Origin of the sequence: Limnohabitans sp. 63ED37-2 (assembly GCF_001412535.1) — a bacterium.
GTDB lineage: Bacteria > Pseudomonadota > Gammaproteobacteria > Burkholderiales > Burkholderiaceae_C > Limnohabitans_A.
Window position 1 is genome coordinate 2,178,281 of the sequence record NZ_CP011774.1, and the last position, 14,068, is coordinate 2,192,348.

The window sequence follows — 14,068 nt, forward strand, 5'->3', positions numbered from 1 at the left end:
GTTTTTTCTTAACCGTCAGCCTGGCTCAAGTGATCTTGAGCAAGGCTTGACCCATGCGAATCTGCACACCGGGCGCAATGCCATCAGCCAAAGCAAAGCCCTTCGGTACAAACACCAAAATGGTCGAGCCATGCTCGAACCAGCCCATTTCTTGGCCCTTGGCATAGACCGCATCACAAGGCATTTCGTTCGGGCCTTGGTAGCGCAAATTCAACAACACATCGACGGCATGAAAACGCATGCTGGCCACCAACACTGCTGCCACAGGCACGATCAAAAAGGGCACGCCCTCTTGCGTTTGCATGTGCAACACCGCCCGTTCGTTTTTACAAAACAACTCTTGTACGCGCTTTAAAGCCACCGGGTTCACATTCCAGGTGTCCCCGGAGATGTAGGTCACATGCTGCAGCTGCACATCGTGCGGTGCGTGAAAGCGGTGGTACATGCTGCTGGTCAGACGCAAGGTGATGTAGGTTCCCCCCTCCAGCGCGGCAGGCCAATGATGACAGCGCTCTGAGGTGCCTAGCAAGGTCTGCAGCTGGTAAGGAAAACCTTTGGCCTGAAACACCTGGCCCTGTGTGATGGTGCCGCAGGCCCCCACAATGGCGTCACAAGGCGATGTCATGAACGCAGGGTCCGGGTTGACGACCCGTGCACCGGGCAACAATTCGCGCGTGAAACAAGCGTGCAAGCTGTCAAATTTTTTGAGCTTGGCATCGCTCAAATCCAGATCACTGAACCAACCCCACACCGCCATCGACGACTTCACGACCCAGGGGTGTTTGATTTGACTCCACCACCCCATGAAGCGGGTCAGGGTGATGCGCGGGATGCGGTTGGTGAGCAAGAAATTCAGGTCTTCTTGCAGTATCCACTTTTGGAAATGTTGGCGAATCTTCATCATGTTGTCACTCAATTTGAATAAAAAGAAATTTTGTTGTCACAAGGAAATTGCAGTGAACCCCACTTGGATCAGTTTGGGCGTCCTGGCCGCTTTGGCCCCGAGCCTGCATCGGCGCATTCAACTCTCCCGGGCCAAACACCGCTCTTTGGCAGGCCACTCGCGCATGGCCAAGCGACTGGCCCGCTGGCTGCCGGGTTACAGCTTCGACGAGGCTGAGTTTTTTGGCTGTGATGGCGCTCCGAGCGACATTCAGGCGCAACGCCGTGCGGCATTTTTTACTTTGGCCAACACGCTGCAAACGCGGCATCGTCTGAGCATCGAGGCCACTGCTGCTGCACGCGAGAACATCTCGGACATGCAATTTGTCTCGGCCTACCGCGTGCCCTTCCAGTTCAGCCCGGTGGTGCGCGAGCACCTGAAAGTCGGCTCGTTTTGGCAGTCGGCCCAAGGCGTGCATGTCACAGACCTCGACGGCCAAAAGTTTTACGACCTCACCGGCTCTTATGGCGTGAACGTGTTCGGTGCCGATTTTTACAAACGCACCATGGCCGAGGGCATGGCCCGCACGCAAGCGCTGGGGCCAGTTCTGGGCTCTTACCACCCTGTGGTGGCTGACAATGCCAACCGCCTCAAAGCCATTTCCGGATTGGACGAGGTGTCGTTCCATATGTCGGGCACCGAAGCCGTGATGCAGGCCGTGCGGCTGGCCCGCTACCACACACGCCGCAAAAACATTGTGCGTTTTTGCGGGGCTTATCACGGCTGGTGGGAAGACGTGCAACCCGGTCCCGGCAACCCCATGCCCCCGCGCGAGACCTACACCCTGAGTGATATGAGTGAGCGCAGCTTGCAAGTGTTGCGCAGCCGCAAGGACATCGCCTGTGTGCTGATCAACCCCTTGCAGGCCTTGCACACCAACACCAATGCGCCGGGCGACTCGACCTTGGTCGACAGCAGCCGCCGCGCCGCTTACGACCGCGCGGCCTACACCGCTTGGCTCCAAGCCTTGCGCCAAGTCTGCACCGAACGCGGCATTGCCCTGATTTTTGACGAAGTCTTTTTGGGCTTCAGGTTGGCAGCAGGCGGCGCACAAGCCTACTTTGGCGTACAGGCCGACTTGGTCACCTATGGCAAAACACTGGGGGGTGGTTTTCCGGTGGGTGTGGTTTGTGGCAAGCGCGAATGGATGCGCCGCTTCGATGAAAAACGCCCTGCTGACATTTGCTTTGCACGAGGCACCTTCAACGCGCACCCTGCCGTCATGGGCGCCATGTCGGCATTTTTGGAGCAGTTGGAAACCCCTGAAGTCCAAGCCATTTACCAGGGCCTGGATGAACGCTGGAACGCCCGTGCCGCGCTGTTCAACAGCACCATGCAAGCGCATGAACTGCCCTTGCAGGCAGCCAACATGTCGAGCGTCTGGACACTCTTTTACACGCAGCCCAGCCGGTACAACTGGATGCTGCAGTACTACCTCAGGCTGCATGGATTGGCGCTCAGTTGGGTGGGGACGGGCCGTTTGATCTTCAGTCTCAACTACAGCGATGCCGACTTTGAATCGGTGCTGCAGAAGTTTGTGCTGGCGGCCCAGCAAATGCGCCAAGACGGCTGGTGGTGGCATGCACCAGAGATCACCAACAAGTCCATCCGACGCCGCATCCTGAAAGAAACGCTGTTTCGCTGACAACTCAGCCCGGTTCACCTCTTTGAAGTGAACCGGGTTTTGAACTTTCAGCGACCCGCGTGAAGCTTGCTGTCGGCGAAGCGCTCGCCTCGCAACAACTGCCAAGGTGCCTTGTGGTAAAGGTAAATGTCGTGGAAGGGATCGGTGATGATCTTGGTCATCCACACCAAACCGGTTTGCACGTCTTGCAGAAAAAACAAATGCACTGTGCGAAACAGCAAGGCCGCCACACCCAGGTAAAGCCAGGCATAACCCACGGCACGTAAAAATTCAAACCAGGTCTCATGCACAGGCAGCAATCCCATGAAGCCGGGGTTCATGAAAATGGCCAAAGGCAACACGGCCCAGACACTCAGCAACACCACCTTGCGGCGCAAGTTGTAGCCCACCTTGATCTCTTCTTTGAAGTCATTGGTGGCCTCGTTGACATGGTCATAACCCAAGGGCTCAAAGAAAAAGTGACCGGCTTGTCGGGAGGTCATGGACACCATCCAGGCCAACAAAGCCGCCATGGCCGGGTCGATCCACAGCATTCCGTAGGCCACCACAAAAGCCGAGGCACTGAGCAAATGCAAGGACTGGTTGATGCGGCAATGGTGGTAGTAACGGTGATCGTCCCAACGCTGAACTTCCAAAGCTTTCAAGAAATCTTTCACAAGCACCTCACTAGTTGAATGTGTGAAGATCATCAACAATTCGTGTGAAAAAACAATGACATGGCTTTTGTCATCAAACTGTTAAAAGCTGCGTTCACGATAGGGCCATGCTTGAATCAGACAACGCGTCCTATCTGGTCGAAAACATCGTTCCCGCCAATGCCCCCTTGCGCATTGCGGTGGTGACTGAAACCTGGCCACCCGAGGTCAATGGCGTTGCACTGACCCTGTCGCGTTTGATCCAGGAGCTGAGTCAACGCCAACACACCATCCAGCTCATCCGTCCACGACAAGACCGCCACGAAACCGAAAGCCATCGTGAAGGCTGGAGTGAGCTGCTGCTCAAAGGCATGCCCATCCCTCGCTATCCACAGCTCAAGCTGGGTTTTCCCAGCAAGAAGTCCTTGATACAGGCCTGGACCCAACAAAGGCCTGACTTGGTGCACATCGCCACCGAGGGGCCATTGGGCTGGTCCGCCCTGCAAGCGGCCCGGGTCTTGCGTTTGCCCGTCACCTCTGACTTCAGAACCAATTTCCAAAGCTACAGCAAACACTATGGCGTCGGTTGGTTGCAAAAACCCATCGTGGCGTACTTGCGCAAATTTCACAACCGCACCTTGTGCACCATGGTGCCCACCCAGGCCATGCACGACCAGCTCAAACTCTTGGGGTTCAACAACCTCCAGGTGGTGGCACGCGGCGTGGACACCCAGCTTTTTACCCCTAACAAACGCAGTCCCAGCTTGCGCAGCCAATGGCAAGTGGATGACAAAACGGTGGTCATCTTGTCGGTGGGGCGCTTGGCGGCTGAGAAAAATCTGGACTTGACGGTCAACACCTACCAAGTTTTGAAGCAAAACAAGCGCCCAGTCCGGCTTGTTTTCTGCGGCGATGGCCCTTACCGCGCCAAACTGCAGGCCGACTGCCCGGACGCGATTTTTATGGGCATGGCCACACATTCACAACTGGCCGTGGCTTACGCCAGTGCCGATCTGTTTGTCTTTCCCAGCTTGACCGAAACATTTGGCAATGTGACCTTGGAAGCACTGGCCAGCGGCACCCCAGTCCTAGCCTTTGATTGTGCTGCCGCCAAAGAAGTCATCAAAGACGAGCACAACGGTTGGCTCGTTCCTGGCGAAGACGCCCAACGTTTTGTTTTGCGTGCTTTGGCCATCACCCAAAATGCGTCGACTTTGAGAGCGGCACAACAGAACGCAGCCAGCAGCATTCAAAAATGGGAGTGGTCCAGCATCGCCACCCAAGTGGAAAACATGTTCCGAAGGGTCTTGTCAACGGAGTCAGTTGAGCGTTGAGTCCGGCGTTATTGACTTGTGTCGCCATGGCCAAACAGCCAACCACAAAGGCAATGACAAACACAGCATGACGGCCAACAAAGGCCACTCCCAGGCCACCAACACACTGTAAATACCCAACACCACCAAGACACTCAGGTTCTCGTTGAAACCTTGCACGGCAATCGATCGGCCAGGGGGCATGATCTTGAGGCCACGGTGTTGCAGCAAAGCGTTCATGGGGACCAACAACATCCCCCCGGCCCAACCGGCGACCAGCAACATGGGCACGGCCAGCCACAGGCTTTGCGTGAGGGCCAAAGCCGGCATCAAACAAGCCAGCACCACGGCCCACACCATCTGCTTGCGGGCACGAAAAATTCGGCTGCGCAATGCCGCCATGGCCGCCCCACCGATGACACCCAAAGCCACAAGGCCTTGCAAATATGCGCCGTGTTGGAGCGTCAAACCTGCTTGAGACTGCGCCCACACCAGCACCACAAACTGCAACGCAGCGCCCGCGCCCCAACTCAAGGTGGTGACCCGCAAGGAAACACCCCCCAAGGGATCACGCCACAACTTCAAATGGTTGTTCCAAAAGGCCGACCAACGCAGATCTGACCATGCCCAAGCTGGATGAGCAGGCGAGCGCAAGGCATACATGCCCAGGTTGAGGACAGCTGAGAGCACATACAACAAGCAGATCACGCCCAAACCCATGCCGATTTGGGTTGCTACCAGCCAACTGTTCAAGGGCAAACTCAATACAGCTGTAGCCCCCTCCCAACCGAAAGACCCTGCACCCATCAGCCAACCACCCAAGACAACACCCCACAAAACAGACAAGACAACCGACACTTCCAGGAAAGCATTGGCCTTGACCAAACCTGAAACCGGGACCGTTTCAGTGAGCAAGCCGTATTTCGCAGGGGCGTAAACCGAAGCTGCAAAGCCTGTCAGAGCAAAAGCCAGCATGGGGTGTGCCCCTGTCCAAAGCAAGACAACTGCCAATAACTTGAGCAGGTTCATGGCCAACATGACATGGCGCTTTTGAAACGCATCGGCCACAGGACCCACCAGGCTGGCCAGCACCACATAGGACACCGTGAAAGCCATTTTCAACACCGGTGCCCACCAAGCAGGATAGCCTTGCTCGTGCAAGAAAAAAATGCCCAGCAGCAAAAAGGCGTTGTCTGCCAGCCCACTGAAAAACTGGGCCAGTATCAAAAAGGCAAAGCCTTTAGGCATTCATCCATTCAGACGCAGTTGCTGCACCAACCGGTGCCCCGAAATCCATCAACTGAGCCAAATCATTGCGCCGGCCCACACCTTGGTAAGCCATGCCCAATTCACTCAGAGCCTCAGGGTTGTAGAGGTTGCGACCATCCAAAATGAAGGGCTTGCGCATCACCGCCTTCATGGCCTCGAAATCAGGGTTGTGGAAATTCTTCCACTCGGTCAACACCATCAAGGCATCAGCCCCCTCCAAGGCCTGCATGTCTGAAGCGGCCAATTCAAAACGCCCCAACAGATGCGCTTCTTGGCTCATGTCCAGATGCAAGGCTTCCAAAGCCTGAGGACCGGCCACAGGGTCAAAGGCACTGACGTGTGCACCACGCAACAACAATTGACGAATGACCACACGGCTGGGTGCCTCGCGCATGTCATCGGTATTGGGTTTAAATGCCAGGCCCCAAACAGCGATTTTTCGGCCCGTCAGGTCCTGACCCATGTGCTGGGTCAAGCGGTCCACCAAAATCATTTTCTGGCGCTCATTGACCAGTTCTGTGGCACTGACCACTGCCATGCTGTGCCCATGGGCCTTGGCGGTGTTCACCAAGGCCTGCGTGTCCTTGGGGAAACAGCTTCCGCCATAACCACAACCCGCATACAAAAAGCTGTGTCCAATTCGGCTGTCAGCGCCGATACCCCGGCGGATGTGGTCCACATCGGCCCCCAACACATCGGCCAAATTGGCCATTTCATTCATGAACGAGATGCGTGCGGCCAACATGGCGTTAGCGGCGTATTTGGTCAACTCGGCACTGCGCACATCCATCCACACGGTTCGGGCATGGTGGCGGTTGAAGCTGGCGTACAAATCACCCATCATGCGGCGGCTGCGGGCATGGTGCGGCCCCTCATCCACGCCCACCACAATGCGGTCAGGTCGCATGAAATCGTCAATCGCCGCCCCTTCTTTGAGGAACTCCGGATTGGACACAACATCAAACAAATCTGGCGACATGCCCCGGTGCACCAACTCGTGCGAAATCGCCGCACGCACCTTGTCGGCCGTTCCCACCGGCACGGTGGATTTATTAACCACCAACTTGAAACCCTTCAGGTGCCGGCCAATGGTGGCCGCCACAGACAAAACGTGCCCCAAGTCGGCCGAACCATCTTCTGCGGGGGGCGTGCCCACAGCGATGAAGAGGATGTCACCGTGCTCTACGGCCTCACAAGCATCGGTGGTGAAACGAATTCGCCCATCGGCACGGTTGCGATTGAGCAGTTCTTTGAGGCCAGGCTCGTAAATAGGCACTTCTCCTTCTTGCAAGGCGCGGATTTTTTCCTCGTCCTTGTCCAGGCACACCACCTTGAAACCCAGGTCCGACAAGCATGCGCCTGTGACCAAACCGACGTAACCCGAACCGATGACTGTGACACGCATGGCAAACCTCCAAGTTTGCTCAGCATGTTCCACTTCAAACGTGAATCGAGCGTGTCATTTTCATGAAGAAATCACGACAAGATTTGCGGCCTGCGTCAGTCAAGCCGCTGGTGTTGATTCACCCACCACTCGGCTTTGTGGGAACACCAACCTGAAGGTGGAGCCCTGACCCACAACACTCTCGATACGCAATTCGCCGCCGTGGCGCTGCATGACGTGTTTCGTGATGGCCAAGCCCAAGCCCGTGCCACCGGTTTCTCTGGACCGGCTGCGGTCCACGCGGTAAAAGCGCTCGGCCAAACGCGGCAAGTGCTCAGCCGCAATGCCAGGGCCCGAGTCCTTGACGATGAACATCAGGCCCTCGGGGCTGCTCGACCAATGGATCTGGATGCGACCACCCAAAGGCGTGTATCGAATGGCATTACTGACCAGGTTAGATACTGCGCTCAACAACTCCGAGCGAGTACCCATCACATACACATCGGGTACAGGCGCAAATTCCAACTGGTGCACAGGCCCCTGGCCTTTGTTGGCCATCCAGTCCGAAAACGCCTGCGCTTCGGTGGTCACTTGCAGCATCAAAGCCGCCAAAGAAACTTTTTCTTGCGTGCTGGGCAACTGGCTGCCTTCGAGTTGCGACAACATCAACAAATCGGCCACCAAGGACTGCATGCGGTCCGATTGCGCCGACATGAGGTGCAAGTATTGCTGAGTTTCCTCGGCACCCAAGGGAATGGACTGCAGGGTTTCCACAAAGCCACTGAGCACCGTCAAAGGCGTGCGGATTTCGTGCGAGACGTTGGCCACAAAATCACGGCGCATGGCATCGGCCTGCGCAAGGGCTGTGATGTCTCGCGTCAACAGCAGCGAACGTCCTTCTCCATAGGCGTGCAACTGCACCGACAGTTTTTGGCGGTTCACCACCGAGCTGGCGCGGCCCTCAATGACCGCTTCCGATGTGTGTTCGTCCTGCGCGAAATAACGTGCAAACACCGGGTCGCGTACCAGATGGACGACGTGCTGCAAACGATCCCTTTGAGCGTCCAAGCCCAAGTGGGCCGCAGCGGTGTCGTTGCACCATTCGATGCGGGCTTGCTCGTCCAGCAAGATCACGCCATTGGGCGAAGCCTGAATCGCCTGCAAAAAATCCTGCAGCTGTTTTTGGTGCACAGCCGCCAGCTTTTCCTGCTGACGCAGCATGCGTTGCACACGCACAGAAATTTCGCGCCATACACCGTGCCACGGTGGGTCTTGGCGCAAAACCGGCGCACTCAGCCAGCGCTCAAGCCGGTCCAGCTTCCACAGCAGTGTGGCGGCATAGATGAACACAGCGATGAGCGCACCCAGCACAGCCCCGAAGGGGCCGCCCAAAAACCAGCCAGGTGTTCCCGCCAAGCCCACCCAAAAGAGCATTTCGAGAAGCCAAAAAAACATGCTTGACCTGACTTCAAACAGAGGGCGTGGGGGTGAAACGGTAGCCCGCGCCGCGCACGGTCTCAATCATATTGCCCGCCTCGCCCAGCGACTCGCGCAGGCGTTTGACGTGCACATCCACTGTGCGCTCTTCGATGTAGACGTGGTCGCCCCAAACCTTGTCGAGCAAGGCCCCCCGGCTGTGCACCCGCTCGGGGTGGCGCATCAGGTAGTGCAAGAGCTTGAACTCGGTGGGACCCACCTTCAGAGGCTTGTCGGCCAAATTGACACGGTGTGTGTCGGCATCGAGCTGCAACTCACCCATTTTGACCACACCCCCCGAAGCCTCGGGCACGCGGCGGCGCAGCACCGCACGGATGCGGGCCAGCAGCTCGCGTGGGGAGAAAGGTTTGACGATGTAATCGTCAGCCCCGGCATCCAGGCCAGCCACACGGTCCGCCTCGTCACCTCTCGCCGTCAGCATCAGAATGGGCACGGTCTTGGTGCGAGCCGTGGCACGCCACTTGCGGGCCAAGGCCAGACCACTCTCGCCCGGCAGCATCCAATCGAGCAAGATCACATCGGGCAGGATTTCGTCCAGCTCACGCTGGGCCGTTTCAGCATCGATGGCCCAGACCGGCTGAAAGCCGTTGTGCCGAAGGTTCACCGCAATCAGCTCGGCAATCGCCGGTTCATCCTCGACGATCAGGATGCGAGGAATGGTTCTCATTGGACCGCTTTTTCAATCTCGGTCAAGGCGGTGTGGCGCACGTCGGCCCCTTTGACCACATAGATCACAAACTCGGCGATGTTCTTGGCATGGTCACCAATGCGCTCGATGGCCTTGGCCACAAACAGCAAGTCCAGGCTGGCCGAGATCGTGCGGGGGTCTTCCATCATGTAGGTGACCAGCTTGCGCACAAAGCCGTTGAACTCGGCGTCGATCAAGTCGTCCTCTTTCAAGATCACCAGCGCGGTGTTCACATCCAGGCGGGCAAAGGCATCGAGTGCTTTGCGCAGCAAGCCGGTGGCCAGATCGGCCGCGACCCGCAATTCGGACGATGGCAAATTGCGTGGACTGCCCTGCTCCAAGATCAGCTTGACCATGCGGGCAATCCGCTCGGCCTCATCACCAGCACGCTCCAAGTTGCCGGTGATTTTGGAGATGGCCATGAGCAAACGCAGATCGCGTGCGGTGGGCTGGCGGCGGGCGATGATCGAGGCCAATTCGGCATCGATTTCGACCTCCAAGGCGTTGACCTGTTTTTCGGTGGCCACCACTTGATCGGCCACTTCGGAGCTGAACTGGGCCAGCGCATACACGGCATGGCGGGTTTGTGATTCAACCAGGCCACCGAGCTCCAGAACGCGGGAAGAAACGCCGGTGAGTTCGGCATCAAATTGACTTGAAATGTGCTTGTCCATGGAGGTCTCCTGATCAGCCGAAACGGCCGGTGATGTAGTCTTCGGTTTCTTGTTTGGCGGGCTTCATGAAAATCTGCTCGGTCTGACCAAATTCGACCAACTCGCCCAAGTACATGTAAGCCGTGAAGTCGGACACACGCGCAGCTTGCTGCATGTTGTGTGTCACGATGGCTACGGTGTATTCCTTTTTCAACTCACTCACCAACTCTTCGACTTTGGCGGTCGAGATGGGGTCCAAAGCCGAGGTGGGTTCGTCCAACAAAATGACTTTAGGCTTCACCGCCACCGTGCGGGCAATGCACAGGCGCTGCTGCTGACCACCCGAGAGCGACAAACCGCTTTGGCCCAGCTTGTCTTTGACTTCGTTCCAGATGGCCGCTTTGGTGAGGGCAGACTCCACGCGCTCATCCATGTCCGAGCGGCTCAGGTTCTCGTACAAACGCACGCCAAAAGCAATGTTGTCGTAAATGGACATGGGGAACGGCGTGGGCTTTTGGAACACCATGCCAATTTGCGCACGCAGCAAGTTCAGGTCTTGGCCTTTGTCCAGAATGTTCTGGCCATAAAAGTTGATCTCGCCTTCGGCTCGCTGGCCGGGGTAGAGGCTGTACATGCGGTTGAGCGTGCGCAACAAGGTGGACTTGCCGCAACCGGACGGGCCAATAAAGGCCGTGACGCGGTGCTCGGCGATGTTCAGATTGACGTTTTTCAGGCCTTTGAATTTGCCGTAATAAAAGTCCAGATTGCGCACTTCGAGGGCGTTTTGAGTCGGTGTCTTGTCAGGCATGTTGATTCCTGTGTGTACAAAAAGAGAAGGTCGTGGAATTCGAAACCATCAGCCTCAGGCCGACTGTTTGTCTCTGAAAAACACACGGGCCAAGATATTCAAAACCAGTACCGTCATGGTGATCAAGAGTGCCCCACCCCAAGCCAGACGAATCCAGTTGTCATAAGGACTCATGGCAAATTGGAAAATCACGACCGGCAAATTGGCCATGGGCTTGCTCATGTCATCGTTGTAGAACTGGTTACTCAATGCGGTGAACAACAAAGGCGCTGTCTCACCGCTGATACGGGCGATGGCCAACAAAACACCGGTGATCACACCGCTTTTAGCTGCGCGAAGCGTGACCGACAGCGATACTTTCCAACGCGGCGCTCCTAGCGCAAAAGCCGCCTCGCGCAAGCTGCCGGGCACCAGGCGAAGCATGTTTTCCGTGGTCCGCATGACCACAGGCACAGCAATCAGCGCCAGCGCCAAGCTGCCTGCGTAGCCAGAGAAGCCACCCAAGGTTGCCACGGCGATGGCGTACACAAACAAACCGATCACGATCGATGGTGCCGACAACATGATGTCGGTCACAAAACGGGTCAGCTCAGCGGTTTTGCTTTGGTCACCGTATTCGGTGAGGTAAATACCCGCCAAGATGCCCACTGGCGTCGCCACCAACACCGACAAGCCCACCATCATCAAACTGCCCACAATGGCATTGCGCAAGCCCCCGCCATCGGTGCCTGGCGCAGGCGTGTCCTTGGTCAAGATGTTCCAGTCCAAGGCAGCAAAACCGTTGGTAAACAAAACAACCAAAATCCACATCAGCACGGTCAAACCCAATCCCATGGCGAGCATGGAGGTGACCATGCCCCAAGCATTGGCCATGCGACGACGACGGTAAAGCGCTTGATTCATGTTCATCGACATGTCAGAACCCCTTGGCTTTTTCAGCCCGATTGATCATGATTTTGGCCAGGGCCAGCACCACAAATGTGATCACAAACAGCAGGAAGCCGAGCGCAAACAAAGAAGACATGTGGAAATCTGCAGCCTCGCCAAATTCATTGGCCAAGGTCGAGGCAATCGAAGTGCCTGGAGAGAACAGCGAAGTGGGCATGCGGTTGGCATTACCAATCACAAAGGTCACCGCCATGGTCTCGCCCAAGGCGCGACCGAGGCCGAGCATGATGCCGCCAATGACCCCTTTTTGGGTGTAAGGCAACACGATCTTGCGAACCACTTCCCAGGTGGTGCAGCCCAAACCATAGGCCGATTCGCGCAGGATGGGCGGCGTGATTTCGAACACATCACGCATCACAGCAGCCACAAAAGGCAACACCATAAAAGCCAGCACAATGCCAGCGGCCAAGATGCCCATGCCGTTCGGGGCACCACCAAACAAAAACCCGATCAAAGGCATACCACTCAAGACCTCGCGCAGCGGCACCTGAACGTAATCGGCAAACAAGGGCGCAAACACAAACAGGCCAAACATGCCGTAAATGATGGACGGCACCGCGGCCAACAACTCAATGGCCGTGCCCAATGGACGGCGCAACCAAACAGGGCAAGTCTCGGTCAGGAACACGGCAATGCCAAAGGCCAAAGGAACCGCCACCAACATGGCAATGCCAGCGCTGGCAATGGTGCCCACAATGGCGATGGCCGCACCAAACTCTTCGTTGATGATGTCCCATTCCACGTACCAAATGAAACGCGCACCGAACTTGGCAAAGGTGGGCCAGGCGTTGATGAACAAGGACACGATGATCCCAGCCAAGGCCACCAGAACCAACAAAGAGAACAACTGCGTCAGGCGGTGAAACAACACGTCTTGCAGCCGCTGGCGCTTGACAACAGCCAGCATTTGGCTGTTTTTGTCCACGCTGGAGAGGGGTGATTGCATGTCTTGACCCATCAAACAAAGAGCAAGGATTTAAACAATAAATCCGTCGGTCACCGAATGACAACCGACGGATGGCAGACCTGAGTCTGGATTACTTTTGGATTTGCGACCAGACTTTGGCGCGGATCTCGTTGGTCAGGCTGTCAGGCAAGGCCACATAGTCCAAGTCGGCGGCCATTTTCTTGCCGTTCTTGAAGGACCAGTCGAAGAACTTCAGGGCTTCGGCAGAAGCGGCTTTGTCGGCAGGGTTTTTGTACATCAAGATGAAAGAAGCCGTGCTGATGGGCCAGCTGTTGTCGCCTTTGGCATTGACCATCGACACGCCCATGCCTGGCACGCTGAACCAGTCTGCACCGGCTGCGGCGGCAGCAAAAGTCAAGTCATCGGGGCTGACGTATTTGCCATTGGCGTTTTGAACTTGCATGAAATTCATGTTGTTCTTTTTGACGTAGGCGTATTCCACGTAACCGATCGAGCCTTTGACACGGTTCACGTTGGCTGCAACACCTTCGTTGCCCTTGCCGCCCACCGATGTTGGCGCTGGCCACTTGACGGCAGCGCCCTTGCCCACGGTGTCAGCCCACTCTTTGCTGATAGCAGTCAGGTAGTCGGTCCAGTTGAACGTGGTGCCGGAACCGTCAGCGCGGTGCACCACGGTGATGATTTCGTTGGGCAGGTTTTTACCGGGGTTCAAAGCAGCAAACTTGGGGTCGTTCCACTTGCTGATCTTGCCCATGAACATTTCGGCCAACACGGGGCCTGTCACGCGCAACTCCCCAGGCTTGAAGCCGTCCAAGTTGATCACAGGCACAGTGCCGCCGATGATGGCCGGGAACTGGACCATGCCATCTTTGTCCAAGTCAGCACCGGAAACTGGGGCGTCAGTGGCACCGAAAGTCACGGTTTTGGCGCGGATTTGGCGAATGCCACCGGAGGAACCGATGGATTGGTAGTTCATGCCGGTGCCTGTGGCGGCTTTGTAGGCTTCAGCCCACTTGGCATACACAGGAAATGGGAAAGTGGCGCCAGCGCCAGTGATGTCAGCGGCAAAGCTGACGGCTGCAACAGCACTCAAGCCAATAGCAGCTACAAAAGATTTCAATTTCATCATGTCAACTCCTGATTCAGGGGTGGGGTCAAGTCCGCCCAAGTCATCTTGCCTTGGGAACTGATACGAATTTAACGGTTAATTGTGACAGTCTTGTGTCAAAAATCCAATTTAAAAAAGGCTGTTTTTTGATCCAGCGAAAGGTTATTGGCCTTTTGAGGATTCACGGTTACCAAAAGAACGACCACCGCAATTGGGTGGCCGCTCTTTTTGTCAGTCATATGTCAGTAC

13 protein-coding genes are annotated in these 14,068 nt (G+C 56.4%); 2 read left to right on the forward strand and 11 right to left on the reverse strand.

Going from position 1 to position 14,068, the window contains the following annotated elements; genetic code table 11:
* Window positions 1–25: 25 nt before the first annotated feature.
* A complete protein-coding gene (gene asd, locus L63ED372_RS10370; RefSeq protein ID WP_231624479.1) occupies window positions 26–904 on the reverse strand; it encodes an archaetidylserine decarboxylase in 879 nt (292 codons plus the stop codon).
* A gap of 52 nt (window positions 905–956) precedes the next feature.
* On the opposite strand from asd, the gene L63ED372_RS10375 reads away from it, so the two are divergent.
* Window positions 957–2,588, forward strand: a complete 1,632-nt coding sequence (locus tag L63ED372_RS10375) for an aminotransferase class III-fold pyridoxal phosphate-dependent enzyme (protein WP_231624480.1) — start codon at window positions 957–959, stop codon at window positions 2,586–2,588.
* 47 nt (window positions 2,589–2,635) lie between these two features.
* Here L63ED372_RS10375 and L63ED372_RS10380 read toward each other — a convergent pair whose 3' ends face one another.
* The gene (locus tag L63ED372_RS10380; protein WP_156343614.1) at window positions 2,636–3,244 is read right to left on the reverse strand and encodes a hypothetical protein; all 609 of its coding nucleotides are present in this window, start codon (window positions 3,242–3,244) and stop codon (window positions 2,636–2,638) included.
* A 107-nt stretch (window positions 3,245–3,351) separates the two neighbouring features.
* Here L63ED372_RS10380 and L63ED372_RS10385 point away from each other — a divergent pair, with 107 nt between their 5' ends.
* Window positions 3,352–4,557, forward strand: coding sequence for a glycosyltransferase family 4 protein (locus L63ED372_RS10385; protein ID WP_062405894.1), 1,206 nt, complete (start codon window positions 3,352–3,354; stop codon window positions 4,555–4,557).
* Here L63ED372_RS10385 and lplT read toward each other — a convergent pair.
* From lplT to pstS, 9 genes are all read right to left on the reverse strand, one after another.
* On the reverse strand, window positions 4,543–5,784 hold the full coding sequence (gene lplT / locus L63ED372_RS10390; RefSeq protein WP_062405895.1) for a lysophospholipid transporter LplT: 1,242 nt from the start codon (window positions 5,782–5,784) through the stop codon (window positions 4,543–4,545). The two genes, L63ED372_RS10385 and lplT, sit on opposite strands and share 15 nt — an antisense overlap.
* Complete coding sequence (locus L63ED372_RS10395) at window positions 5,777–7,210, reverse strand: UDP-glucose dehydrogenase family protein (RefSeq protein WP_062405896.1); 1,434 nt, start codon at window positions 7,208–7,210, stop codon at window positions 5,777–5,779. The genes lplT and L63ED372_RS10395 overlap by 8 nt, the downstream gene beginning before the upstream one ends.
* A 99-nt stretch (window positions 7,211–7,309) precedes the next feature.
* Window positions 7,310–8,644 (reverse strand): phosphate regulon sensor histidine kinase PhoR, encoded by a 1,335-nt coding sequence (gene phoR / locus L63ED372_RS10400; protein WP_062405897.1) that lies wholly within the window; start codon window positions 8,642–8,644, stop codon window positions 7,310–7,312.
* A gap of 13 nt (window positions 8,645–8,657) precedes the next feature.
* On the reverse strand, window positions 8,658–9,353 hold the full coding sequence (phoB, locus tag L63ED372_RS10405; protein WP_062405898.1) for a phosphate regulon transcriptional regulator PhoB: 696 nt from the start codon (window positions 9,351–9,353) through the stop codon (window positions 8,658–8,660).
* Window positions 9,350–10,048, reverse strand: a complete 699-nt coding sequence (phoU, locus tag L63ED372_RS10410; RefSeq protein WP_062405899.1) for a phosphate signaling complex protein PhoU — start codon at window positions 10,046–10,048, stop codon at window positions 9,350–9,352. Before phoU ends, phoB begins: the two co-directional genes overlap by 4 nt.
* A gap of 13 nt (window positions 10,049–10,061) precedes the next feature.
* Window positions 10,062–10,835: a phosphate ABC transporter ATP-binding protein PstB gene (gene pstB / locus L63ED372_RS10415; RefSeq protein ID WP_062405900.1), complete on the reverse strand. Its 774-nt coding sequence runs from the start codon at window positions 10,833–10,835 to the stop codon at window positions 10,062–10,064.
* 54 nt (window positions 10,836–10,889) lie between these two features.
* Complete coding sequence (pstA, locus tag L63ED372_RS10420; RefSeq protein WP_082431790.1) at window positions 10,890–11,744, reverse strand: phosphate ABC transporter permease PstA; 855 nt, start codon at window positions 11,742–11,744, stop codon at window positions 10,890–10,892.
* Between the two features lie 7 nt (window positions 11,745–11,751).
* Window positions 11,752–12,729 (reverse strand): phosphate ABC transporter permease subunit PstC, encoded by a 978-nt coding sequence (gene pstC, locus L63ED372_RS10425; protein ID WP_231624481.1) that lies wholly within the window; start codon window positions 12,727–12,729, stop codon window positions 11,752–11,754.
* 91 nt (window positions 12,730–12,820) lie between these two features.
* Window positions 12,821–13,840: a phosphate ABC transporter substrate-binding protein PstS gene (gene pstS / locus L63ED372_RS10430; RefSeq protein ID WP_156343615.1), complete on the reverse strand. Its 1,020-nt coding sequence runs from the start codon at window positions 13,838–13,840 to the stop codon at window positions 12,821–12,823.
* Window positions 13,841–14,068: the final 228 nt, after the last annotated feature.